This window comes from Streptomyces sp. 2323.1 (assembly GCF_900221035.1).
GTDB lineage: Bacteria > Actinomycetota > Actinomycetes > Streptomycetales > Streptomycetaceae > Streptomyces > Streptomyces sioyaensis.
Genome location: NZ_LT907981.1, coordinates 1,822,389 through 1,846,141, shown reverse-complemented (window position 1 = coordinate 1,846,141; position 23,753 = coordinate 1,822,389). Strand labels below are relative to the sequence as shown.

Here is a 23,753-nt window from a genome sequence, read left to right as displayed (position 1 = left end):
TTGCCCCTGCGGCCGCAAGTGGACTATACCTGTCGGCGTCCGACCGGCCGTGCGACACGGCCGTGGATCCGGGGGGAAAGCGGGAAACGGATGACCGCCCCGCACTTCCCTGGCGTCCCGGTGCACATCCCGTACAACTCAGCTTCATCTGACCCGCGGTGCCGGGGTGGCTCCGGTACACCGCCTGAGTCCTGAAGAAGGCGAGGACTTGAGCATGGGATCCACCTCTGAATTCAACCGTCGTGATCTGGTCAAGCGAGCCGCTGCCCTGGGAATCATCGCCGTACCGGCCATGGGAACGCTCTCGGCGTGTGCCACCGGAGGCGGTGGCGGAAACGAGGACAACGGCGCCAAGAACAAGGGCGCGACCTCCGCGAAGAACCCGCTGGGCGTGAAGAAGGGCGTCGCCCTGGAGGCGTTCATTTTCAAGGGCGGGCTGGGCGACCAGTACGCCAAGGACGCCGAGGCCGACTACGACAAGACCTATGGCGTCACCGTCAAGCACACCGGAACGCAGCAGGTCGGGCCGAAGCTGCAGCCGCGCTTCGCCGGCGGGAATCCCCCGGACATCATCGACAACTCCGGGGCCGACCATCTGGACATGAACAAGCTGTCCGCACAGGGCCAGTTGCAGGATCTGGCGGCGTTGCTCGATGCGCCGTCGCTGGACGACCCGAAGAAGAAGATCCGGGACACGCTCTACCCCAGCACCCTGGAAAAGGGCAAGCACAAGGATGTGTTCGATGTCTTCTACTATGCGTTCACGGTCTATGGCACGTGGTATTCCCACAAGCTGCTGAAGGACAAGGGCTGGGAGTACCCGACCTCTTTCGACGACATGGTCAAGCTCTGCGGCGAGATCAAGAAGTCGGGCGTGGCGCCCTGGACGTACCCGGGCAAGTACCCCTACTACGTCCACTTCAATATGTTCGCGCAGATCGCCAAGATCGGCGGGCTCGACAAATGGATCGCCATCGACAATCTGGAGCCCAAGGCTTGGACGTCGAACGACGCGGTCAAGCAGGTCGTCGAGCACTATGCGGAGCTGGCCGCCAAGGGCTACTTCCTCCAGGGCAGCCAGGGCCTGACGCACATCCAGTCGCAGACCGCCTGGACCCGGGGCAAGGCCGTCTTCCTCCCCAACGGCTCCTGGGTGGAGAACGAGGCCGCGCCGACCACGCCGAAGGACTTCGACATGGCCGTCGGCCCGCTGTTCAACGGCGGCAGCGACGACAAGATGCCGCACGGCACCCTGCGTGCCGAGCCCAGCGAGCCGTTCATCGTGGCCAAGGACGGGAAGAATCCGGTCGGCGGCATGGAGCTGCTGCGCATTCTGCTGTCGAAGAAGCATGCGCAGAATTTCGCGACCAAGGTCCGCTCGCTCACCACGGTCCAGGGCGCGACCGACGGAATGCAGCTCTCCCCGGGGCTCTCCTCGGCCGCCGAGGCAGTCAAGGCGGGCGGCCAGAACCTGCTGATGATCCAGCTGCAGGAGTGGTATCCGAAGCTGACCGACGAGAAGCTGGGCGGACTCACCAGCCAGCTGCTGACCGGTGACATGAAGGCGGCGGAGTGGATCAAGAAGGCCCAGCAGTACGCGGACGAATTCGCCAAGGACGACTCCGTCACCAAGTTCCACCGCGAGGCCTGACCGCACACGCCACTTGACGAGGGAGGGGCCGGGGAGCGCAATGCAACACGGCAAGTACCGATTCATCGTGGGGTTCCTGGCCCTGCCTCTGCTGATCTACGCGATCTTTGTGATCTCGCCGTTCATCCAGGCATTCCAGATCTCGACGACGGAATGGAGCGGCCTGCGCGGTGCCGCCAAGAGCGTCGGTCTGGGCAACTACGACAAGCTGCTGCACAGCGACGAATTCTGGAATGCACTGGGGCACAACGTCATCATGCTGGTGCTGGTCCCGATCGCCACGCTGACGCTGGGGCTGTTCTTCGCCTTCATGCTCAATGTCGGCGGCCGGGCCCGCCGCGGCGCGGTCATCACCGGCGTCCGCGGGGCCTCGTTCTACAAATTCGTCTACTTCTTCCCGCAGGTCATCTCGATCACCATCATCTCGGTGATCTGGTTCAACATCTACAACCCGGATCCGCACGACGGCATGCTCAACTCGCTGCTGGGATCGGTGGGTCTGGACTCGCTGCAGAGTTCCTGGCTGGGAGAACGCAGTATCGCCCTCGCCTGCATCATGGTGGTGATGGTCTGGGCGAACGTCGGCTTCTACGTCGTGCTCTTCTCCGCCGCCATGGCCTCCATTCCGCGGGAGATCTACGAGGCCTCGCTGCTGGACGGCGCCAACCGTCTCCACACCTTCTTCCGGATCACCCTTCCGCTGCTGTGGGACACCGTGCAGACCGGCTGGGTGTACATGGGCATCATCGCGATGGACGCCTTCGCGCTGGTGCAGATCATGTCGGTGAACATGGGCGGGCCCGACGGCGCCACCGATGTCGTACCGCTGCGGCTCTACCAAACCGCTTTCCGGGACAGCCAGTTCGGCTATGCCGCGGCGATGGGTGTCGCCATGCTCGTCGTCACGCTGTTGTTCGCCGTCCTCACGATGCGCTTTGCGCGCCGTGAGCGGATCGAGTTCTAGGGGCAGGGCGCATGACGACGGAAACGAATGCGGTGCAGAAGCTGCCGGCGGTGCCCGGGCAGCGGTCCGACGGCAGGAAGAGCGCCGGGAAGACGCGCCGGGGCGCCGAGGGCAGCGTGCTCAACGTCTTCTCGCACGGCATGCTGATCGTGTGGGCGCTGATGGTGGGCATGCCGCTGCTGTGGGTGCTGTGGAGCTCGTTCAAGAGCAGCGGGGACATCCTCACCACGCCCTGGTCGCTGCCCGGCAAACTGCACGTCGAGAACTGGGTCAACGCCTGGGACAAGGCGAACATCGGCAAGATGTTCCTCAACACCCTGATCGTGGTGGGTGGTTCGGTCACCGGGACGATGGTGCTCGGCTCCATGGCGGGCTACGTCCTGGCGCGGTTCACGTTCCCGGGCAACCGCGTCATCTACTACCTGTTCGTGGCCGGGATGTCCTTCCCGGTGTTCATGCTGGTCATCCCGCTGTTCTTCGTGATGCGGGACTTCCCTGGGATCCCGCTGCTGGCCACGTACCAGGGCCTGATCGCGGTCTATATCGCCTACTCGCTGCCGTTCACGGTCTTCTTCATGACGTCCTTCTTCCGCACCCTGCCGACGTCGGTGGCGGAGGCGGCGATGATCGACGGTGCCTCGCACGCCAGGACGTTCTTCCAGGTGATGCTGCCGATGGCCAAGCCCGGCCTGATCAGCATCGGGATCTTCAACTTCCTGGGGCAGTGGAATCAGTATCTGCTGCCGATGGTCCTCAACCAGGACGAGGACAAGTACGTGTTGACGCAGGGCCTGGCCAACATCGCGCTGCAGCAGGGATATGAGGGGGACTGGGGCGGGCTGATGGCCGGCATGATGATCGCGATGCTGCCGGTGCTGCTGGTGTACTTCATCTTCCAGCGTCAGGTGCAGGCGGGGCTGACGGCGGGGGCGATCAAGTAGGGACCCGGCACCCCGTTCGTACCGCCGATTGTTTTGCGCCATCTTGGCGCGTGCCTGTGTGCGCTTCCCGCGCGCACCTCGGGGCGGCTCCGCGGCAACGGAGCCGCCCCGAGGGTTTTCCTCCCGGGCCGGCCTTCGATCATGCCGGGCTCAACGCCTTGACGAGACTTCCCGGCTGGCGTTCTGCTTAGAGTTCACATGTTGAATCGACGGCCGTCCCTCGATGAGGTGGGTGCGGTCGGCGGGAGGTCGTCGTGCCTCCCCGGCCACCGCTGGGGGAGCCCGGCCCGAGACGGGAGTATGAGTCAATGGAGACTCCGGGGTCGCAGTCCTCGCTGCACCGGGCCAATCTGGAGCGGGTCGTCCGCGCGGTACGGATGGCGGGCTCGCTCACCCAGGCGGAGATCGCCCGGAGCACGGGGCTGTCCGCGGCCACCGTTTCCAACATCGTTCGTGAGTTGAAGGACGGTGGGACCGTTGAGGTGACCCCCACTTCGGCGGGCGGGCGGCGGGCGCGCAGCGTCTCGCTCTCGGGTGACGCGGGCATCGTCGTCGGGGTCGATTTCGGGCACTCCCATCTGCGGGTGGCCATCGGCAACCTCGCCCATCAGGTGCTCGCCGAGCAGGCCGAGCCGATCGATGTGGACGCCTCCGCCGCGGAGGGCTTCGACCGGGCGGAAGAGCTGGTCAACCGCCTGATCGAGGCCACCGGGATCGGTGCCGGCAAGGTCGTCGGCGTCGGGCTGGGCGTGCCCGGGCCGATCGACGTCGAATCCGGGACGCTGGGCTCGACGGCGATCCTGCCGGGCTGGGCCGGGACGAACCCCCGCCAGGAGCTGTCCGGGCGCCTCGGGGTGCCGGTCCACGTCGACAACGACGCCAACCTGGGCGCGCTGGGCGAGCTGGTGTGGGGCGGCGGCCGTGGGGCCTCCGACCTGGCGTACATCAAGGTCGCCAGCGGTGTCGGCGCCGGCCTGGTGATCAGCGGCCAGATCTACCGCGGACCGGGCGGTACGGCGGGCGAGATCGGGCACATCACGCTGGACGAGGCGGGCCCGGTGTGCCGCTGCGGCAACCGCGGCTGCCTGGAGACCTTCACCGCGGCCCGGTACGTCCTCCCGCTGCTGCAGCCGAGCCACGGCCCGGATCTGACCATGGCGCGGGTGGTGCAGCTGGCTCGCGAGGGCGACCCCGGCTGCCGGCGGGTCATTGCGGACGTAGGCCGTCATATCGGCAGTGGTGTGGCGAATCTGTGCAATCTGCTCAATCCCAGCCGAGTGGTGCTTGGCGGGGACCTTGCCGAGGCCGGTGAGCTGGTTCTCGCGCCGATCCGGGAGTCGGTGTCGCGGTACGCCATTCCCAGTGCGGCACGGCAGTTGGGGATCGTCCCCGGCACGCTCGGCGGCCGTGCCGAGGTGCTGGGCGCGCTGGCGCTGGTGCTGAGCGAGATGGGTGATTCGTCCCTTCTGGACGGCGGGCAGCCGGTGGATGCCCCGGCCCTAGCGTGAAAGCGCTGAGTTCACACAGCTAACGCATGGCACCGTTGCCATCTCGTTAAGGATTTACTTCTTGACGGTCGGCTGGCGGCCGAGTTGACTTCCAGCCACCTCGGCCGCAACGACGCGGCCACGTCAGGGAGGCAACCCCAATGAACGTATGGACGCGTCGCGTCGTGATAGGCACTGCCGCCGTTTCGATGGCGCTCTCCGTGGCCGCGTGTGGCAAAGCCGGTGACAGCAAGGCCGGCGGCGGTGGCCAGAACAAGACCATCGGTCTGCTCCTGCCGGAGAACAAGACCACGCGTTACGAGACCTTCGACCGCCCGCTGATGGAGGCGAAGATCAAGCAGCTGTGCAGCGACTGCACGGTGCGGTACAACAACGCGGCGCAGGACACCGAGACCCAGAAGAAGCAGTTCGATGCGCTGATCACCCAGGGCGTGAAGGTGATCATTCTGGACGCGGTCGACTACAAGGCCACCAGGTCCTGGGTGAACCAGGCCGCCAAGAAGGGCGTGAAGGTCGTCGCCTACGACCGGCTGGCCGAGGGCAACATCTCCGCCTACGTGTCCTACGACAACGAGAAGATCGGCCGCCTGCAGGGCCAGGCGCTGGTCAAGGCGCTCGGCGACAAGGCCAAGGACAGCAATGTCGTCATGATCAACGGCTCGCCGACCGACCCGAACATGCCGTTCTTCAAGAAGGGCGCCCACAGCGTCCTCGACAAGCAGGTCAAGAAGATCGCGTACGAGCAGGACATCCCGGACTGGTCGCCGGACGAGGCGAACAAGAAGATGAGCGCGGCCCTCGACTCGCTCGGCAAGGACGGCTTCCAGGGCGTCTACTCCGGCAACGACGGCATGGCCGGCGGCATCATCACCGCGCTCAAGCAGAAGGGCGTCAAGGTCCCGGTCGGCGGCCAGGACGCCGAGCTCGCGGGTCTGCAGCGGGTCCTCAAGGGTGACCAGGCGTTCACCATCTACAAGCAGATCAAGCCGCAGGCCGACTCCACCGCGGAGATCGCCGTCAAGCTGCTCAAGGGCGAGAAGATCGACTCGCTGACGCCCAAGAAGGTCGACAGCCTCAGCGGCGAGGTCAAGGGCATCCCCGCGAAGCTCTACGACGCGCAGATCGTGACCAAGGACAACATCGAGTCCACGATCATCAAGGACAAGGTCTACAAGGCGAGCCAGATCTGCACCGGCGACGTCAAGAAGGCCTGCGCAGCAGCCGGCATCAAGTAAGGCCCCGGGCCACCGGCCCCGGCTCTCCCGCCCCCGGTCACCGGCCCCCGCTCTCCCGCCCCGGCCCCATCGGCCCCGGCGCTCCACGGCCCGGCGCTCAGGCGCCAGGCACCCCCGGTCGGACGGGGGCCGCGCGGCACCGCCCGCGGCCCCCGTCCCGACCCGGTCTCTATCCCTACCCGGTCCGGATCTGTTCCCCTTCTCCCGACCGGTCCTCATTCCGACCGGTCCCGTCCGGTCCCCACCCGACCCGGTCTGTCCCCGCCCCGCGCCACCCCTTTCCCGGCGCGGACCCGGACCGTCCCCGCAAGCCCCCCGCTCCACGCACCACCATCCCCGCCGTTGTGACGGCGGCGAAGGAGATGATTCACGTGTCCGCTACGCCTGTGCTGGCGTTGCGCGGAATCTCCAAGCGGTTCGGCGCCGTCCAAGCTCTGACGGACGTCACCCTGGAGATCCACCCCGGTGAGGTGGTCGCCCTCGTCGGCGACAACGGCGCCGGCAAGTCCACGCTCGTCAAGACCATTTCGGGCGTCCACCCGGTCGACGACGGCGCCATCGAATGGGAGGGCGGTGCGGTACGTATCAACAAGCCGCACGATGCCCAGGACCTCGGCGTCGCCACCGTCTACCAGGACCTCGCGCTCTGCGACAACCTCGATGTCGTCGCCAACCTCTTCCTCGGCAACGAGACCCGTACCGCCGGTGTCCTCGACGAGATCGCCATGGAGAAGCGCGCCAAGGAGCTGCTGGACACCCTGTCCATCCGCATCCCCAGCGTCCGCATCCCGGTCGCCGCGCTCTCCGGCGGTCAGCGGCAGGTCGTCGCGATCGCCCGGGCGCTGATCGGCGACCCGAAGGTCGTCATCCTCGATGAGCCCACCGCCGCCCTCGGTGTCGAGCAGACCGCGCAGGTCCTCGACCTCGTCGAGCGGCTGCGGGAACGCGGTCTGGGCGTCATCCTCATCAGCCACAACATGGCCGATGTGCAGGCCGTCGCGGACCGGGTCGCGGTGCTGCGGCTGGGCCGCAACAACGGTGTCTTCGATGTCGAGGGCACCTCCCACGAAGAGATCATCGCGGCCATCACCGGCGCATCGGACAACGCCGTGACCCGCCGCAAGGCGCGTACGGACCACGTGAAGAAGGAGGCCGGAGCATGAGCGACCTCACCAAGCAGCCAGCCGGCGAGGAGCAGGCGACGACGGAGACGCCCGCCGCCGACGCCCCCCAGCCGGCCGCCGTCGACCCCCGGCTGCTCGTCCGTGAGCAGGGCTTCGCCGGCTACCTCAGCGACTTCAAGCGCCGGGTGCGCGGCGGTGAGCTGGGCTCGCTGCCGGTCGTCATCGGCCTGATCGTCATCGCGATCGTCTTCCAGTTCAAGAACAGCAGCTTCCTGTCCGCGGACAGCCTCGCGAACATCGGTGTCTACACCTCCGGCCTCGGCATCATGGCCGTCGGCATCGTCTTCGTGCTGCTGCTCGGCGAGATCGACCTGTCGGTCGGCTCGGTGGCGGGTGTCGGCGCGGCCGTGTGGGCCGTCCTCAGCGTCACCAAGGGCGTCAACGACTGGCTCGCGGTCCTGATCGCCATCGTCGCGGGCGTGGCCATCGGCGCCCTGCACGGGTTCTTTTTCGCCAAGATCGGTGTGCCGGCCTTCGTCGTCACGCTGGCCGGTTTCCTCGGCTGGAGCGGCCTGCAGATCTGGATGATGGGCAACGAGGGCTCCATCAACACGCCGAGCGGCAGCGTGGTGGAGAACCTCACCGGCTACTACTTCGAGGACAAGGGCGCCGGCTACGGCCTGGCGCTGATCGCCGTCCTCGCCTACGCGGGCTCGCTGCTGCTGGAGAGCCGCCGCCGCAAGGCCGCCGAGCTGCCGTCCCGGCCGCTCAGCGAGATCCTGCTGCGTACCGGCGTGGTCGCGGTGATCGCCTTCGTGGTCGCCTACGTCCTGAACGAGCCGGCCGGCGCCCGCGGTCTGCCGCTGGCCCTGGTGCTGTTCCTCGCGGTGCTGGTCGTCGCCAACTTCGTGGTGCGGCGCACCACCTACGGCCGGCAGATCTTCGCGGTCGGCGGCAACGCCGAGGCGGCCCGCCGGGCCGGTATCAACGTGAACAAGATCCGGATCAGCGTCTTCGCCATCTCCGGCATGCTCGCGGCCTTCGGCGGACTGTTCATCGCGAGCCTCTCCGGCGGTGCCACCAAGAACCTGGGCTCCGGCAACACCCTGATGAACGTCATCGCGGCGGCCGTCATCGGCGGCACCAGCCTCTTCGGCGGGCGCGGCAAGATCTGGTCCGCGCTGCTGGGCATGCTGGTCATCCAGTCGATCCAGCAGGGCCTGAACCTGCTCGGCATGGCGAGCGAGATCCAGTACATGATCACCGGCGCGGTGCTGCTCGCCGCCGTCGTGATCGACTCGGTCTCCCGCCGCACGCAGAAGACAGCCGGCCGGACCTGATTGCACCGGTCGTCGTTCGACGGCAGCGGCCCCCACCGGGCATGATCCGGTGGGGGCCGGTCCGTGTGCGCCGGCGGGGGAAAACGGTGTGCCGGAGCCCGAGTCACCCGAGTGACATACATCGCAAGGCCCGGGCGTGCCCGCGGCGGACGCAACATTAGACTCATCTGATCGGCAAGCTCGATCCACGGCAGCAAGCAGCGAGCAGCAAGCAGCAAGGAGGCAGGGGTGCAGGAGGTGCCGCGCAAAGCGAGTCCGGCCGGGGTGGTGGCGGGCAGCGGGAGGGCGTTGCTTTCCCGTATCAGGGGACCGCGCGATCTGGACCGACTGGGCCCGGAGCAGCTCGAGCAGCTGGCGGGGGAGATCCGTACCTTCCTTGTCGACGAGGTGTCCAAGACCGGCGGACACCTCGGCCCGAACCTCGGTGTGGTCGAGCTGACCATCGCCCTGCACCGTGTCTTCGACTCGCCCAAGGACAAGGTGCTCTTCGACACCGGGCACCAGTCCTACGTCCACAAGCTTCTCACCGGCCGTCAGGACTTCAGCAAGCTCAAGGCCAAGGGCGGCCTGTCCGGCTACCCCTCGCGCGCCGAGTCCGCCCACGACGTTATCGAGAACAGCCACGCCTCCACGGTGCTGGGCTGGGCCGAGGGCATCGCGAAGGCCAACGAGGTCCGCGGTTCGAGCAACCGGGTCGCCGCGGTCATCGGCGACGGCGCGCTGACCGGCGGTATGGCCTGGGAGGCGCTCAACAACATCGCCGCCGCCAAGGACCGTCCGCTCGTCATCGTCGTGAACGACAACGAGCGCTCCTACGCCCCGACCATCGGCGGCCTCGCCAACCACCTGGCCACGCTGCGCACCACGGACGGCTACGAGCGCTTCCTGGCCCGCGGCAAGGACCTGCTGGAGCGCACGCCCGTCGTGGGCAAGCCGCTGTACGAGACCCTGCACGGCGCCAAGAAGGGCCTGAAGGACTTCATCGCTCCGCAGGGCATGTTCGAGGACCTGGGCCTGAAGTACGTCGGCCCGATCGACGGCCACGACATCGAGGCGCTGGAGTCCGCCCTGACGCGCGCCAAGCGCTTCGGCGGCCCGGTCATCGTCCACTGCCTCACCGAAAAGGGCCGTGGCTACCAGCCCGCTCTCCAGGACGAGGCGGACCGCTTCCACGCCGTCGGCAAGATCCACCCCGACACCGGACTGCCGCTCTCCTCGGGCGGCAAGGACTGGACCTCTGTCTTCGGTGACGAGATGGTCGAGCTCGGCAAGGAGCGGGACGACATCGTCGCCATCACGGCGGCCATGCTGCAGCCGGTCGGACTGGACAAGTTCGCCAAGGCCTTCCCCGACCGGGTCTACGACGTCGGCATCGCCGAGCAGCACGCGGCGGTCTCCGCGGCCGGTATGGCCACCGGCGGCCTGCACCCGGTCTTCGCCGTCTACGCCACCTTCCTCAACCGCGCCTTCGACCAGGTGCTGATGGATGTGGCGCTGCACAAGTGCGGGGTCACCTTCGTCCTGGACCGGGCCGGTGTCACCGGCACCGACGGCGCCTCGCACAACGGCATGTGGGACATGTCGATCCTGCAGGTCGTTCCGGGGCTGCGGATCGCCGCGCCGCGCGACGCCGACCAGGTCCGCGCCCAGCTGCGCGAGGCCGTCGAGGTCGATGACGCGCCGACCGTCGTGCGGTACTCCAAGGGTGCGGTCGGGCCGGCCGTCGAGGCCGTCGGGCGCATCGGCGGGATGGACGTGCTGCGCGAGCCCGCCGAGGGCGTCAAGCGGCCCGATGTCCTGCTGGTGTCCGTCGGTGCCCTCGCCCCGATGTGCCTGGAGATCGCCGACCTCCTCGACAAGCAGGGCATTTCCACCACCGTCGTCGACCCGCGCTGGGTCAAGCCGGTCGATCCGGCGCTGCCCGGGCTCGCCGCCACCCACCGGGTCGTGGTCACCGTCGAGGACAACATCCGCTCCGGCGGCGTCGGTTCGGCCGTCGCCCAGTCGCTGCGGGACGCCGGTGTGGACCTGCCGCTGCGGGACTTCGGCATCCCCGAGCGGTTCCTGGACCACGCCTCCCGCAAGGAGGTCATGGCGGAGATCGGACTCACCGCGCCGGACATCGCGCGCCAGGTGACCGGCCTGGTCTCCAAGATCGACGGCCGGTACGACGACGCCGAGCCGGTCGGCGCCAAGGGCGCGGCCGAGCCCGCCGAGGCCGCCCGCGACTGATTCCGCAGACGCCACCCCCCGATGGGCCGGCCGGTCATCCGTACGGATGTTCCGCCCGGCCCATCGGCATAAGCCCAGCCGCACCCCATCGGGTGAATCCCCGCCGCCCGGCGCCCCGCCGAAGCTGACTGTTTCCTGACATTGCGGAGACTCGGTCAGTTCAGGAGAGTTGCGAGGGTCGTCCAGGTGGAGGTTCGCCCATGAGCACACAGCACGGCACACCACATGATTCACGCCGCGATCGCGGCCTGTTCCGGACGAAGACTGTGGAGCAGTCGATCCTGGATACCGAGGAGCCGGAGCACACGCTCAAAAAGTCCCTGTCGGCGCTCGATCTGACGGTGTTCGGGGTCGGTGTCGTCATCGGGACCGGCATCTTCGTCCTCACCGGAAAAATCGCCAAGGAGCAGGCCGGTCCGGCCGTCGCTCTGTCCTTCGTGGTCGCGGGCGTGGTCTGTGCGCTGGCGGCCCTGTGCTATGCGGAGTTCGCCTCCACCGTGCCGGTCGCCGGTTCGGCCTACACCTTCTCGTACGCCTCACTGGGCGAACTGCCCGCCTGGATCATCGGCTGGGACCTGATCCTGGAGCTCGCCCTGGGCTGTGCGGTGGTCGCGGTCGGCTGGTCCGGCTATGTGCGCTCGCTGCTGGACAGCGTGGGGTGGCATCTGCCGCCGATCCTGTCCGGTACGCACGAGGGGAACTTCGGCTTCGATCTGCTCGCCTGCATCCTCGTGCTGGTCCTGACCGGCATCCTCGTGCTCGGGATGAAGCTGTCCTCACGGGTAACGGCGGTGGTCGTGGCGATCAAGGTCACCGTCGTCCTGCTGGTCATCATCGCCGGCGCCTTCCTGATCACCGGTGCCAACTACGAGCCGTTCGTGCCGCCCAGCAAGCCCACCGCGGCCGGCGGCGGACTGTCCGCGCCGCTGGCGGAGCTGATGTTCGGCTTCGCCCCGTCCACCTTCGGGGTCATGGGCATCTTCGCCGCGGCGGCCGTGGTCTTCTTCGCCTTCATCGGCTTCGATATCGTTGCCACCGCCGCCGAGGAGACCCGTAACCCGCAGCGCGATGTGCCGCGCGGCATCCTCGGCTCGCTCGCCCTCTGCACGGTCCTCTACGTGGCCGTGTCGGTCGTCGTCACGGGCATGGAGAAGTACAGCAAGCTCTCCACCGACGCCCCGCTCGCCGATGCCTTCGCGGACCTCGGGCACCCCTTCTTCGCGGACGTGATCAGCTTCGGCGCCGCCGTCGGCCTGACCTCGGTCTGCATGATTCTGCTGCTCGGCCAGAGCCGGGTGTTCTTCGCGATGAGCCGGGACGGCCTGCTGCCCCGCGTCTTCTCCCGGGCCCACCCGCGGTACGGGACCCCGTACCGGTCCACCATCGTGCTGGGCGTCGTCGTCGCCATCGCCTCCGGCTTCACCTCGATCGACGTCCTCGCCGAACTGGTCAACATCGGCACCCTGTTCGCGTTCGTCGTGGTTGCCATCGGCGTCATCATCCTGCGCCGCTCCCGGCCCGACCTGCCCCGCGCCTTCCGCACCCCGTGGGTGCCGGTGGTGCCGGTGCTGTCCGTCCTGGCCTCGGTGTGGCTGATGCTCAATCTGCCCGCGGAGACCTGGGTCCGGTTCGGGATCTGGATGGTGGCCGGCTTCGGCATCTACTTCGTGTACGGGCGCTCGCACAGCCGCCTGGGCCTCCGCAACCGCCGGCCCGCCGGGGACTGACCCCCGGTCAGCCACGCCTGCGCACGGCCCCGTACGCCGCCCCGACGGTGTACGGGGCCGCGCCGTCCCCGACTACGACCCGCCGCGCCCCGGCCCCCACACCGCCCGCGGCCCCGTCACCCGCGCCCCCAGCGCCTGCACCCGCTCCCGCAGCCCGCGGTCCGCGGTGACCACCAGACAGTCCCGTCCGCCGCCCTCGTCGGCCACCAGCTGCACGATCCGGTCGTCGCCGCTGCCGGCCGCCGGCACCACCCGTACGTCCTCCGCGGACTCGACGCCGCGGGCCGCGCCCTCCACCACCAGGACCAGCTCCAGGGGCGGGGCGAGAAGTCCCGGCAGGCCGTCCGCGGCGTAGGCGGCCAGCGCATCGCGCAGCCGCTCGGCCGCACCGTGCCGGTCCCGCCACCAGCCGTCGGGCACCGAGCCCACGACATTCGCGGCATCGACAATGACCAAGGCATCCATGCCGTCACCCTCCCATGGCGCCGCGGCCCACGCCGCACACACGAATGCGCGGGCCGGCTCCGCCGAGCCGGCCCGCGCATCCGCCTGTCAGTCGTGCACCGTTACGCGGGCACGCTCGCGATGCCCGGGGCCAGGAACTTCTTGCCCCGCACCCGCTCGGAGACCCCGGCCCGGTCCAGGTACGGCGTGATGCCGCCCAGGTGGAAGGGCCAGCCGGCGCCGGTGATCAGGCACAGGTCGATATCCTGCGCCTCGGCGACCACGCCCTCGTCCAGCATCAGGCCGATCTCCTGCGCCACGGCGTCCAGCACGCGGTCGCGGACCTGCTCCTCCGTCAGCACCGAGTCGCCCTGCTTGAGCAGCGCGGCGACCTCGGGGTCCAGCTCCGGCTTGCCGGAGTCGTAGACGTAGAAGCCGCGCTTGCCGGCCTCGACGACGGCCTTGAGGTTCGGCGAGACCGTGAAGCGGTCCGGGAAGGCGCGGTTGAGGGTCTCGGAGACGTGCAGACCGATCGCCGGGCCGACCAGCTCCAGCAGGACCAGCGGCGACATCGGCAGACCGAGCGGCTCGATGGCCTTCTCGGCGACCTCGACCGGGGTGCCCTCGTCGATGACGTTCTGGATCTCGCCCATGAAGCGGGTCAGGATGCGGTTGACGACGAACGCCGGGGCGTCCTTCACCAGCACCGCGGTCTTCTTCAGCGTCTTGGCGACACCGAACGCCGTGGCCAGCGAGGCGTCGTCGGTCTGCTCGCCGCGCACGATCTCCAGCAGCGGCAGGATCGCGACCGGGTTGAAGAAGTGGAAGCCGACGACCCGCTCGGGGTGCTTCAGCTTCGACGCCATCTCGGTGACCGACAGCGAGGAGGTGTTGGTGGCGAGGATCGCGTGCGCCGGGGCGACGGCCTCCACCTCCGCGAACACCTGCTGCTTGACGCCGATCTCCTCGAAGACGGCCTCGATGATGAAGTCGGCGTCGGAGAAGCCCTCGGCCTTGTCGAGGACACCGGAGACCAGGGCCTTGAGGCGGTTGGCCTTGTCCTGGTTGATCCGGCCCTTGCCGAGCAGCTTGTCGATCTCGGCGTGGACGTAGCCCACACCCTTGTCGACGCGCTCCTGGTCGATGTCGGTCAGCACGACCGGCACCTCCAGGCGGCGCAGGAAGAGCAGGGCGAGCTGCGAGGCCATCAGACCGGCGCCGACGACGCCGACCTTGCTGACCGGGCGCGCGAGCTTCTTGTCCGGAGCGCCGGCCGGGCGCTTGGCGCGCTTCTGCACGAGGTTGAACGAGTAGATGCCGGCGCGGAGTTCACCGCCCATGATCAGGTCGGCGAGCGCCTGGTCCTCGGCGTCGAAACCGGCCTGGAGGTCACCGCTCTTGGCGGCGGCGATGATGTCCAGCGCCCGATAGGCGGCCGGGGCGGCGCCGTGCACCTTGCCGTCGGCGATGAACCGGCCCTTCGCGACTGCCTGGTCCCAGGCCTCACCGCGGTCGATCTCGGCACGCTCGACCGTCACGTCGCCCTTGAGGACGTGCGCGGTCCAGATCAGCGACTGCTCCAGGAAGTCCGCACCCTCGAAGATCGCGTCCGCGATACCGAGGTCGAAGACCTGCTGGCCCTTGAGCTGCTTGTTCTGGTTGAGCGAGTTCTCGATGATGACCGAGACGGCCTTGTCCGCACCGATCAGGTTGGGCAGCAGCGCACAGCCGCCCCAGCCCGGGACGAGACCGAGGAAGACCTCGGGGAGCGAGAAGGCGGGCAGCGCCTTCGACACGGTCCGGTAGGAGCAGTGCAGACCGGCCTCGACGCCACCGCCCATGGCGGCACCGTTGTAGTACGCGAAGCTCGGCACGGCGAGCGCGGACAGCCGCTTGAAGACCTCGTGGCCGCCCTTGCCGATGGCCAGCGCGTCCTCGTGCCGCTTGAGCAGCTCGACGCCCTTGAGGTCGGCGCCGACGGCGAAGATGAACGGCTTGCCGGTGAGGCCGACGCCGACGATGTCGCCGTCCGCGGCCTCCTTCTCGACCTGGTCGAGCGCGGCGTTGAGGTTCGCCAGCGAGCCCGGGCCGAAGGTGGTCGGCTTGGTGTGGTCGAAGCCGTTGTCGAGCGTGATCAGCGCGAACTTGCCCGCGCCGTACGGCAGGTCGAGGTGGCGGACGTGCGCCGACGTCACGACCTCGTCGGGGAACAGCTCGGCCGCGCCCTTGAGGAGCTCGGCGGTGGTGGTGGTGCTCACTTGTCGCCTCCGGCGTCCTTGTGGTTCGGGTTCTCCCAGATGACCGTGGCGCCCATGCCGAAGCCGACGCACATGGTGGTCAGGCCGTAACGGACCTCCGGCTGCTCCTCGAACTGCCGGGCCAGCTGGGTCATCAGCCGGACGCCGGAGGAGGCCAGCGGGTGGCCGTAGGCGATGGCGCCGCCGTACTGGTTGACGCGCTCGTCGTCGTCGGCGATGCCGTAGTGGTCGAGGAAGGCGAGCACCTGGACGGCGAACGCCTCGTTGATCTCGAACAGGCCGATGTCGCCGATGCCCAGGTCCGCCTTGGCGAGGGCCTTCTCGGTGGCCGGGATCGGGCCGTAGCCCATCACCTCGGGCTCGACGCCCGCGAAGGCGTAGGAGACCAGGCGCATCTTGACCGGAAGGTCGTGCTCCCGGGCGAAGTCCTCGGAGGCGAGGATCGAGGCGGTGGCGCCGTCGTTGAGACCGGCGGCGTTACCGGCGGTGACGCGGCCGTGCGTACGGAACGGCGTCTTGAGACCGGCGAGGTTCTCCAGGGTGGTCCCCGGGCGCATCGGCTCGTCGGCGGTCACCAGACCCCAACCGGTCTCACCGACCTCGGAGTTGGTGTTCCGCACCGAGACCGGGACGAGGTCCTGCTGGATCTTCCCGTTCGCGTACGCCTTCGCTGCCTTCTCCTGGGAGCGCACGGCGTAGGCGTCCGAGCGCTCCTTGGTGATCTGCGGGTAGCGGTCGTGGAGGTTCTCCGCGGTCATGCCCATGAACAGCGCGGACTGGTCGACGAGCTTCTCGCTCACGAACCGCGGGTTCGGGTCGACGGCCTCGCCCATGGGGTGGCGCCCCATGTGCTCGACACCACCGGCGATGACGGCGTCGTAGGCGCCGAAGGCGATGGAGCCGGCGGTGGCGGTGACGGCGGTCAGCGCGCCGGCACACATGCGGTCGATGGAGTAACCGGGCACGGACTGCGGGAGGCCCGCGAGGATGCCGGCGGTACGGCCCAGGGTCAGGCCCTGGTCACCGATCTGGGTGGTGGCGGCGATGGCGACCTCGTCGATCTTCGCGGGGTCCAGGGCCGGGTTGCGGCGCAGCAGCTCCCGGATGGCCTTCACGACGAGATCGTCGGCGCGGGTCTCGTGGTAGATGCCCTTCGGGCCCGCCTTGCCGAACGGGGTGCGGACGCCGTCGACGAAGACGACGTCCCTAGCGGTACGAGGCACGTTGGCTCTCCTCCAGGTGCGGGGTGGCACTGCTGCGGGGCGCCCCGGGGGACGCTTCACACCGACATGCTACTTACGGGTAACCAAGCTGCACACCCCCACCGGCCGGAGCGGTGAAGGTCACACCGGATGGCGGCGCCGACCGCCGGGTGACCCCTGGGTGTGCGGCGACAGGAGCGGAACGAAATGGACCGAATGTCGTCGGGTCTTGGCGCAATTCGCCCTAAAGCGCACTTAGAGTGACCGTATGGAGACGAAGAGGAGTCATGTCGTGGCCCGGCGCGGGCGTCTGGTGGTGCCGCGCGCGATCGGCCTGGTCTGCGCCGTGGCCGCCGCGGGCGCGCTGGTGTCGGGCTGTGGGAGTACCGGCAAGAAAGAGATTGGAAGCCCCAAGCGTCCGGTGCCCGCCTCGGCCCCCGCCACGCCGAGCGGCTCGCTCAGCGCGGACCAGGCCCGGCGCAAAGCCCTGATCCCCAGCGCCTCGGTGGACTACGTGCAGGCGCTGAAGGCCGCGGTCGCGGCGGTCCCGGCCTCGGAGCCGATCGCCGCGGAGCTCAAGGGGACGCCCGCCAGCCCGTACTGGAACACCGCGGTCGCCACCGCCGACGGGACGGTGAGCGACGTCCGCGTGGACGCGCGCACCGGCAAGGCGGACCAGCCACAGACCGAGTCGGACGACCCCGGCGACAAGCAGCAGCTGGCCGCCCGGCTGTCCAAGGCCACCGTCACCGCCCAGCAGGCCGCGAAGACGGCCACCGACAAGACGAAGGGCACCGTCACCTCCCTGGAGCTCGGCGACGCCGACCACGGCAACACCGACAACCCGGCCTGGTCCGTGGGCGTAGTGACCACCGACGACTGGAACGAGACGGCCTACGAGATCGACGCCACCAACCGCAAGGTCCTGTGGATGCGCGTCGAGCAGAGCTGACCGGCCCGCCGCGCGGCCCGGGCCGGCGTCACCGTCCGGCCCGGGCCGTGCACGTCAGCCCGCGTCCGCCTGCAGCGCCTCGCTGAGGATCGGCGTGACCAGCTCGATCTGCCAGGGCCGGGCGCCGTGGCCGGCCAGCACCTCGGCGACCGACTCCGCAGTCGGCAGCTCCGGCGGCTCCCAGCACAGCCGGCGCACCGTGTCCGGAGTGATGAGGTTCTCCTGCGGGAGATTCAGGCGCTCGGCGAGCGCGGTGACCGAAGCGCGGGCGGCCGACAGCCGGGCCGCGGCGGCCGGATCCTTGTCGGCCCATGCGCGGGGCGGCGGCGGCCCGCTGAGCGGCTGGCCGGGCTGCGGCAGCTCACTTTCGGCCAGGGCACGGGCCCGGTCGACGGCGGCCTGCCACTGCTCCAGCTGCCGTCGGCCCATGCGGTGGCCGAAGCCGGGCAGCGCGGCCAGTGCATGGCTGTTCGGCGGCAGACTCAGCGCCGCCTCCACGATCGCGGCGTCCCCGAGCACCTTGCCGGGCGACACGTCCCGCCGCTGGGCGACCTGGTCGCGGGCCGTCCACAGCTCCCGTACGACCGCCATCTGGCGCCGCCGGCGGACCTTGTGCATCCCGGAGGTGCGGCGCCAGGGGTCCTTGCGGGGCGGCGGCGGGGGAGCGGCGGCGATCGCCGCGAACTCCTGCCGGGCCCACTCCCGCTTCCCCTGCTGCTCCAGCTCCTCCTCCAGCGCGTCGCGCAGGTCCACCAGCAGCTCGACGTCGAGCGCGGCATAGCGCAGCCACGGCTCGGGCAGCGGGCGGGTGGACCAGTCGACGGCGGAGTGGCCCTTCTCCAGGGCGAAGCCGAGGACGTTCTCGACCATGGCGCCCAGGCCGACCCGGGCGAAGCCGGCCAGTCGTCCGGCGAGCTCGGTGTCGAACAGCCGGGTGGGGACCATCCCTATGTCACGCAGGCAGGGAAGGTCCTGGGTGGCGGCGTGCAGCACCCACTCGGCGTCGCCGATCGCCTCCCCCAGCGCGGACAGATCGGGACAGCCGACCGGGTCGATCAGTGCGCTGCCGGCCCCCTCGCGACGCAGCTGTACGAGGTAGGCACGCTGGCCGTAGCGATAACCCGAGGCCCGCTCGGCGTCGACGGCCACCGGGCCCGTACCGCCCGCGAAGGCGGCCACGACCTCGGCGAGTGCCTCGCCGGTGGCGACCACCGGGGGAATGCCCTCGCGGGGCTCCAGGAGAGGGACCGGCGCCGGTCGGGGATCCGGAGGCGAGTCTCCGGGTGCTCGCAGTGTCGTCTCTGCTGCGGTCTTTTGGGCGTCGGTCACCAGTCAAGGGTATCTGTGTATGCACGTCGCCCGTCGAGGGAACGTTCCCTCGACGGGCGGGCCGGTCGGGTGAGCGGTCAGTGGATGATGCCGGTGCGCAGTGCGACCGCCACCATTCCGGCCCGGTCCCCGGTGCCGAGCTTGCGGGCGATGCGGGCGAGGTGACTCTTGACGGTCAGCGCCGACAGCCCCATCGAGACGCCGATGGCCTTGTTGGACTGGCCCTCCGCCACCAGCCGCAAGACCTCGACCTCACGGCCCGACAGCTCGCGGTAGCCACCGGGGTGACCGGGGGCGCCCGGCGGACGGCGCTGCATGCGGGCCGCGTTGGCGCCGATGGGCGAGGTGCCGGGGCGGCCGGGGATGCCCAGATTGGTGCGGGTACCGGTGACGACGTAGCCCTTGACGCCGCCGGCCAGGGCGTTGCGTACGGCGCCGATGTCGTCGGCCGCGGACAGTGCGAGGCCGTTGGGCCAGCCTGCCGCCCGGGTCTCGGACAGGAGGGTGAGGCCGGAGCCGTCGGGAAGGTGGACGTCGGCAACGCAGATGTCGCGCGGGTTGCCGACGCGGGGACGGGCCTCCGCGATGGACGACGCCTCGATCACGTCCCGCACTCCGAGGGCCCACAGGTGGCGGGTGACGGTGGAGCGGACGCGAGGGTCGGCCACGACGACCATGGCCGTCGGCTTGTTCGGGCGGTAGGCGACCAGGCTCGAAGGTTGCTCGAGGAGAACAGACACCGGGCCTCCTGGGGGGAGTGGCGAGTACGGAGCCGGCTTGGGGGCGCCGGAATGATCCGTGTTTGAAGGGTCACTGACCTCTTCGGCAGCAATCCGGCGGGACTTTAGACTTTGATCACGATTTAGTTAGGGGCAATTCGGGCAAATCGGATGCGTGATCGATCACAGTTGGGCACCCGGTGTGCACCTAGATGATCAAAGCCGTACGCGATGCCGCACCGGCACCCACTCAGCACTGCGGCCGGACGGGCGCGAGGCCCGTCCGGCCGCGGACGATGCCCCGGAGCGGCCGTGCGCGAAGCGATCGGCGCCGGCCGGACCGGGCGGGAAAAGTGCAGTTCAGCGGGGCTGTGCGCCACGGCGCTGGGGGAGCGGGACGACGCCGCCGCGCGGTGGCGCGTCGGGCGTGGCCGGCGGCAGGCCCGCCACCTGGCACAGCAGATCGCACCACGCCGCCAGATGGGCCGCCAGATCCGGCACCCCGCCGGGGCCTTCGGCCGGCGTCCACGACGCCCGGATCTCGATCTGGGTCGCGGGCTCACGCGCCGCGAGCCCGCCGAAGTAGTACGAGCCGGCCCGCGTCACCGTGCCGCTCGGCGCGCCGTAGTGCACCCCGCGCGCCTCCAGCGCGCCCGTGAGCCACGACCACGACACCTCCGGCAACAGCGGATCGCTGCCCATCTCCGGCTCCAGCTCCGCCCGTGCCAGTGTCACCACCCGGAACGTGCCCTGCCAGGTGTCGTCCCCGGCCGGGTTGTGCAGCACCACCAGCCGACCGTCCGCCAGATCCCGGTCCTCGCCGTCCGGACCCGCGCCGCGCTCGACGACCGCCGCCTCCAGGGCGTACGCGAACGGGGCGAGCCGTTTCGGCGCGGGCGTCGGATCGATCTCGATCTCCGGCCGCAGTCTGGCCGCGCGGAGCGCTTCGACCGCCTGACGGAAGGGGATCGGGGCCTCGTCCGCGCTGTCCGCGAGGTGTTCATGAGCCGCAGCCATGCCCGGAAGGTTAGGCGGAATCGGGCCCGCATACGGGGAGGACACCCGGTGCGCGCGTCGCCCGTTCGGAGGTGCCTTCGGGCGCATGCGGAGATATCGGCCACCTGCCGAAATCGGCCGCCGACCCGGCATGCGAAGATTTGGGGCGTGAGCGCCAACAACCAGGCCACGGGCCAGCAGCAGACCGCTACATACGACTCGGCATTCCTCAAGGCGTGCCGACGGGAGCCGGTGCCGCACACCCCGGTGTGGTTCATGCGCCAGGCCGGGCGCTCACTGCCCGAGTACCGCAAGGTCCGTGAGGGCATCGCGATGCTCGACTCCTGCATGCGGCCCGAGCTGGTCACCGAGATCACGCTGCAGCCCGTGCGCCGCCACCACGTCGACGCCGCCATCTACTTCAGCGACATCGTCGTCCCCCTCAAGGCCATCGGCGTCGACCTCGACATCAAGCCCGGCGTCGGCCCGGTCGTCGCGAACCCGATCCGCACCCGCGCCGACCTCGCGCAACTGCGTGATCTGGAGCCCGGCGACGTCCCGTACGTCACCGAGGCCATCGGCATGCTCGTCCGCGAGCTCGGCGGCACGCCCCTCATCGGCTTCGCCGGCGCGCCGTTCACGCTCGCCAGCTACCTCGTCGAGGGCGGCCCGTCGCGCAACCACGAGCACACCAAGGCCCTCATGTACGGCGACCCGCAGCTGTGGGCCGACCTCCTGGACCGCCTCGCCGAGATCACCTCGGCCTTCCTCACGGTCCAGATCGAGGCCGGGGCGAGCGCGGTCCAGCTCTTCGACTCCTGGGTGGGCGCGCTCTCGCCGGCCGACTACCGCCGCTCGGTGATGCCGGCCTCCGCCAAGGTGTTCCGGGCGGTCGAGGGCCGGGGCGTGCCGCGGATCCACTTCGGTGTCGGCACCGGCGAACTCCTCGGCCTGCTGGGCGAGGCGGGCGCGGATGTCGTCGGCGTCGACTGGCGGGTCCCGCTCGACGAGGCGGCCCGCCGCGTCGGCCCCGGCAAGGCGCTCCAGGGCAATATCGACCCGGCCGTGCTCTTCGCGCCCCAAGAGGCCGTCGAGACCAAGGCCCGTGAGGTCCTGGATGCGGCCGAGGGTCTGGAGGGGCACATCTTCAACCTCGGCCACGGCGTGCTGCCCAGCACCGACCCGGAGGCACTGACCCGCCTCGTCGAGTACGTCCACACGCAGACGGCCCGCTGAGCGGAGCCGCCCCACCGGTCCGGCCGGGCGCCCTGCGGGACACGACCGGACCGGCGCCCTCCCGTACGGCAGGGCGCGCCGTGCCCGCGAACCGTCAGTCCCCGGCCTCCCGTACGGCCCGGGTCGCCTTGCGGGCCGCCACCAGCACCGGATCCCAGACCGGGGAGAACGGCGGTGCGTAGCCGAGGTCGAGGGCGGTCATCTGCTCCACGGTCATCCCGGCCGTGAGCGCGACCGCCGCGATGTCCACGCGCTTGCCGGCGCCCTCGCGGCCGACGATCTGCACGCCCAGCAGCCGCCCCGTACGGTGCTCGGCGAGCATCTTGACGTGCATCGGGCGGGCGCCGGGGTAGTAGCCGGCGTGGCTGGTGGCCTCGACGGTCGTGGTGACGAAACGCAGCCCGGCGGCGTCCGCGTGGCGTTCCAGCAGTCCCGTACGGGCGATCTCCAGGTCGCAGACCTTGCTGACGGCGGTGCCGACGACGCCGGGGAAGGTCGCATAGCCGCCGCCCACGTTGGTGCCGATGATCTGCCCGTGCTTGTTGGCGTGGGTGCCCAGCGCGATATGGCGGGTGCGGCCGGAGACCAGGTCCCACACCTCCACACAGTCCCCGCCCGCCCAGATGTGGTCCTGGCCGCGGACCCGCATCGCCAGATCGGTGAGCAGCCCGCCGGACTCGCCCAGCGGCAGCCCGGCCGCGGCGGCGAGCGTGGTCTCGGGGCGCACGCCCATGCCCAGCACGACCACATCCGCCGGGTACTCGGCGTCCTCGGTGGTCACCGCGCATGCCCGGCCGTCCGCGCCGGTCAGCACCCCGGTGACCGCCGTACCGCGCACCGTCTCGATGCCCATCGCGCACATCGCCTCGTGGACGAGGGCGCCCATGTCCGGGTCGAGGGTGGACATCGGCTGTGCGCTCCGCTCCAGCACGGTGACCTGGTAGCCGCGGCGGATCAGGGCCTCGGCCATCTCCACGCCGATGTAGCCCGCGCCGACCACCACCGCGCGGCGGCCCGCCGATGCCTCCAGGGTGTCCAGCAGCGCCCGGCCGTCGTCCAGGGTCTGCACACCGTGCACCCCCGGGGCGTCGATCCCCGGCAGCCGGGGGCGGCGCGGCCGCGCTCCGGTCGCCAGCACCAGCTTGTCGAAGCCCGTCCAGGTCTCCCGGCCGCCGTTGTCCAGCTCCCGGGTACGCACCCGGCCGCGGTCCAGGTCGAGTTCCGTCACCTCGGTGCGCATCCGCAGATCGATGTCCCGGGCGCGGTGCTCCGCCGCCGTACGCGCGATCAGCGCATCCGGACCCTCGACCTCACCGCCCACCCAGTACGGAATCCCGCAGGCCGAGTACGACGTGAAATGCCCGCGCTCGAATGCGGTGATGGCCAGCTCACCGGGCTTCCTGAGCCGCCGGGCCTGCGAGGCCGCGGCCATCCCTGCCGCATCACCACCGACGATCACCAGCCGTTCCGCCGTCATGCCGGCCCCCTTGTCGTCCTTGTGGCCCTCATGGCCCTGGCCGTCTGCGTGTCGGTTCGTGCCGCGTGCCGCGCGGCTCTCTCACCGGCCCTCGCTACGTTACGGCTCGTCAGCTGTCCGCGCGGGACCTGTGGACAACGCTGAGCGGGGTGCCGGGCCGGCCGGGGCTGCCGGGTCGGCCGGGGCGTCGGGCGGTGGATCAGCTGGGGACGCTCCGGGGGCTTGCCCCTGATGTCCGGCCTGGGTCGGGTGGTCGCCCGGCCGGGGCCGGGTGGCATCCGCAGCGTTGTGACGACGTGAGGAAGGCCGTCTGCCTGCTCCCCCCACCCCCGAACCCGCCCCCCGCCCCCTCCCCCGAAGGGGGAGGAGGGGGAGGAGGGGGGGAGGGGGGGAGGGGGGAGAAGCCGTGCCGCCGAGG

Annotated in this window: 18 protein-coding genes; 11 read left to right on the top strand and 7 right to left on the bottom strand. The window is 69.9% G+C overall.

Annotated features, from left to right (window positions below; genetic code table 11):
- Nucleotides 1-214 precede the first annotated feature (214 nt).
- The 9 genes from ngcE (at nt 215) to CPH93_RS07315 (ending at nt 12,722) form a co-directional block, all read left to right on the top strand.
- Nucleotides 215-1,651, top strand: coding sequence for an N-acetylglucosamine/diacetylchitobiose ABC transporter substrate-binding protein (gene ngcE / locus CPH93_RS07355; RefSeq protein WP_096212340.1), 1,437 nt, complete (start codon nt 215-217; stop codon nt 1,649-1,651).
- Nucleotides 1,652-1,691: 40 nt separating this feature from the next.
- Nucleotides 1,692-2,615 carry a carbohydrate ABC transporter permease gene (locus tag CPH93_RS07350; protein ID WP_093485901.1) on the top strand — a complete coding sequence of 308 codons (924 nt, stop codon included), beginning with the start codon at nt 1,692-1,694 and terminating at the stop codon, nt 2,613-2,615.
- Between the two features lie 11 nt (nt 2,616-2,626).
- Complete coding sequence (locus CPH93_RS07345; protein ID WP_096212339.1) at nt 2,627-3,556, top strand: carbohydrate ABC transporter permease; 930 nt, start codon at nt 2,627-2,629, stop codon at nt 3,554-3,556.
- A gap of 308 nt (nt 3,557-3,864) precedes the next feature.
- The gene (locus tag CPH93_RS07340) at nt 3,865-5,064 is read left to right on the top strand and encodes an ROK family transcriptional regulator (RefSeq protein WP_093485905.1); all 1,200 of its coding nucleotides are present in this window, start codon (nt 3,865-3,867) and stop codon (nt 5,062-5,064) included.
- A gap of 140 nt (nt 5,065-5,204) precedes the next feature.
- Nucleotides 5,205-6,299 (top strand): substrate-binding domain-containing protein, encoded by a 1,095-nt coding sequence (locus CPH93_RS07335; protein ID WP_231977220.1) that lies wholly within the window; start codon nt 5,205-5,207, stop codon nt 6,297-6,299.
- A gap of 362 nt (nt 6,300-6,661) precedes the next feature.
- Complete coding sequence (locus CPH93_RS07330; RefSeq protein WP_093485909.1) at nt 6,662-7,462, top strand: ATP-binding cassette domain-containing protein; 801 nt, start codon at nt 6,662-6,664, stop codon at nt 7,460-7,462.
- Nucleotides 7,459-8,763: a sugar ABC transporter permease gene (locus CPH93_RS07325; RefSeq protein WP_093485911.1), complete on the top strand. Its 1,305-nt coding sequence runs from the start codon at nt 7,459-7,461 to the stop codon at nt 8,761-8,763. Before CPH93_RS07330 ends, CPH93_RS07325 begins: the two co-directional genes overlap by 4 nt.
- 228 nt (nt 8,764-8,991) lie before the next feature.
- Nucleotides 8,992-10,995 (top strand): 1-deoxy-D-xylulose-5-phosphate synthase, encoded by a 2,004-nt coding sequence (gene dxs, locus CPH93_RS07320; protein WP_173909740.1) that lies wholly within the window; start codon nt 8,992-8,994, stop codon nt 10,993-10,995.
- 200 nt (nt 10,996-11,195) lie between these two features.
- On the top strand, nt 11,196-12,722 hold the full coding sequence (locus CPH93_RS07315; protein WP_096212338.1) for an amino acid permease: 1,527 nt from the start codon (nt 11,196-11,198) through the stop codon (nt 12,720-12,722).
- A 72-nt stretch (nt 12,723-12,794) separates the two neighbouring features.
- Here CPH93_RS07315 and CPH93_RS07310 read toward each other — a convergent pair whose 3' ends face one another.
- The 3 genes from CPH93_RS07310 to CPH93_RS07300 form a co-directional block, all read right to left on the bottom strand.
- Complete coding sequence (locus CPH93_RS07310) at nt 12,795-13,187, bottom strand: NTP pyrophosphohydrolase (protein WP_093485917.1); 393 nt, start codon at nt 13,185-13,187, stop codon at nt 12,795-12,797.
- A gap of 101 nt (nt 13,188-13,288) precedes the next feature.
- Nucleotides 13,289-15,424, bottom strand: coding sequence for a 3-hydroxyacyl-CoA dehydrogenase NAD-binding domain-containing protein (locus tag CPH93_RS07305; protein ID WP_096212337.1), 2,136 nt, complete (start codon nt 15,422-15,424; stop codon nt 13,289-13,291).
- The gene (locus CPH93_RS07300) at nt 15,421-16,647 is read right to left on the bottom strand and encodes a thiolase family protein (RefSeq protein WP_096212336.1); all 1,227 of its coding nucleotides are present in this window, start codon (nt 16,645-16,647) and stop codon (nt 15,421-15,423) included. Before CPH93_RS07300 ends, CPH93_RS07305 begins: the two co-directional genes overlap by 4 nt.
- Nucleotides 16,648-16,894: 247 nt before the next feature.
- Between CPH93_RS07300 and CPH93_RS07295 the strand changes: the two genes are divergently transcribed.
- A complete protein-coding gene (locus CPH93_RS07295; RefSeq protein ID WP_231977219.1) occupies nt 16,895-17,578 on the top strand; it encodes a PepSY domain-containing protein in 684 nt (227 codons plus the stop codon).
- 54 nt (nt 17,579-17,632) lie between these two features.
- On the opposite strand, the gene CPH93_RS07290 is transcribed toward CPH93_RS07295, so the two are convergent.
- The 3 genes from CPH93_RS07290 to CPH93_RS07280 form a co-directional block, all read right to left on the bottom strand.
- Nucleotides 17,633-18,907, bottom strand: a complete 1,275-nt coding sequence (locus tag CPH93_RS07290; RefSeq protein WP_093485925.1) for an HRDC domain-containing protein — start codon at nt 18,905-18,907, stop codon at nt 17,633-17,635.
- Between the two features lie 77 nt (nt 18,908-18,984).
- Nucleotides 18,985-19,647 carry a response regulator transcription factor gene (locus CPH93_RS07285; RefSeq protein WP_006602452.1) on the bottom strand — a complete coding sequence of 221 codons (663 nt, stop codon included), beginning with the start codon at nt 19,645-19,647 and terminating at the stop codon, nt 18,985-18,987.
- A gap of 339 nt (nt 19,648-19,986) precedes the next feature.
- Complete coding sequence (locus CPH93_RS07280; RefSeq protein WP_093485927.1) at nt 19,987-20,643, bottom strand: DUF3000 domain-containing protein; 657 nt, start codon at nt 20,641-20,643, stop codon at nt 19,987-19,989.
- 147 nt (nt 20,644-20,790) lie between these two features.
- Here CPH93_RS07280 and hemE point away from each other — a divergent pair, with 147 nt between their 5' ends.
- Nucleotides 20,791-21,858, top strand: a complete 1,068-nt coding sequence (gene hemE / locus CPH93_RS07275; RefSeq protein ID WP_096212334.1) for a uroporphyrinogen decarboxylase — start codon at nt 20,791-20,793, stop codon at nt 21,856-21,858.
- 94 nt (nt 21,859-21,952) lie between these two features.
- Here the strand turns inward: hemE and CPH93_RS07270 are convergent, their stop codons facing one another.
- Nucleotides 21,953-23,335, bottom strand: coding sequence for an FAD-dependent oxidoreductase (locus CPH93_RS07270; RefSeq protein WP_096212333.1), 1,383 nt, complete (start codon nt 23,333-23,335; stop codon nt 21,953-21,955).
- Nucleotides 23,336-23,753 lie beyond the last annotated feature (418 nt).